1 protein-coding gene is annotated in these 1,099 nt (G+C 65.2%); it reads left to right on the top strand.

Features of this window, described 5'->3' with window-relative positions:
- Window positions 1–1,099: aldehyde dehydrogenase family protein (locus tag NCS58_RS27780; protein ID WP_250538919.1), on the top strand; the 1,099-nt coding region annotated here is incomplete at both ends.

The following is a 1,099-nucleotide window of genomic DNA, read 5'->3' as shown; positions in this document are numbered from 1 at the left end:
CAGCGTCTGCTCGAAGCGTATCTCGCGCGTTACGACGAGATGGCCCAAGTCATCTCGCGCGAGATCGGCGCGCCGGCGAAGCTCGCGCACGCCTGGCAAGCCGGGCTCGGCAAGCGGCATATCGAGGAAACGCTGCGCACGGTCGAGCACTTCCCGTGGCAACGCAAGAAGGGCACGACACTGATCAATCACGAACCGGTGGGCGTGGCCGCGCTCATCACGCCGTGGAACTGGCCGATCAATCAGATCGTGTGCAAGGTCGCGCCCGCGCTCGCGGCGGGCTGCACGGTGGTGCTGAAGCCCAGCGAAGTGTCGCCGATGAACGCGGTGCTGTTCGCGGAAATCATGCATGCGGCAGGCGTGCCCAAAGGCGTGTTCAATCTCGTGAACGGCGACGGCCCGAGCGTCGGCGCGGCGCTGAGCGCGCATCCCGATGTCGATATGGTGTCGTTCACCGGATCGACGCGCGCGGGCATCGAGATCGCGAAACTCGCCGCGCCGACCGTGAAGCGCGTGCATCAGGAGCTGGGCGGCAAGTCGGCGAACATTCTGCTCGACGATGTCGATCTCGAAGCCGCCGTTACCGCGGGCGTGAACGCATGCTTCAGCAACAGCGGTCAATCGTGCAATGCGCCGACGCGCATGCTCGTGCCCGCATCGCGGCATGACGAGGCAGTCGGGATCGCCTTGCGTGCGGCCGGCAGGCATCGCGTGGGACCGGCCGGCGATCCGGCGACGACGATGGGCCCCGTGGTCAGCGATGTCCAGTTCGGGCGTGTGCAGCGGCTGATCGATATCGGCATCGAAGAGGGCGCTTCATTGGTAACAGGCGGCCCCGGACGTCCCGATGGATTCGAACGCGGCTATTACGTGAAGCCGACGGTGTTCGCGAACGTGCATCCGTCGATGACGATCGCGCGCGAGGAAATCTTCGGCCCGGTGCTCGCGATCATGCCGTATCGCGATGAGGAAGACGCGATCGCCATCGCCAACGACACGCCTTACGGACTCGCGGCTTATGTGCAGTCGAAGGATCAGGAACGTGCGCGGCGCGTGGCCATGAAAATGCGCGCGGGCAGCGTCTACGTGAATTATCCGG

It is taken from the genome of Caballeronia sp. INML3B (assembly GCF_023631305.1).
GTDB lineage: Bacteria > Pseudomonadota > Gammaproteobacteria > Burkholderiales > Burkholderiaceae > Caballeronia > Caballeronia turbans.
Note: the sequence above shows the minus strand (reverse complement) of the source record. Positions and strands in the feature narration are given on the sequence as shown.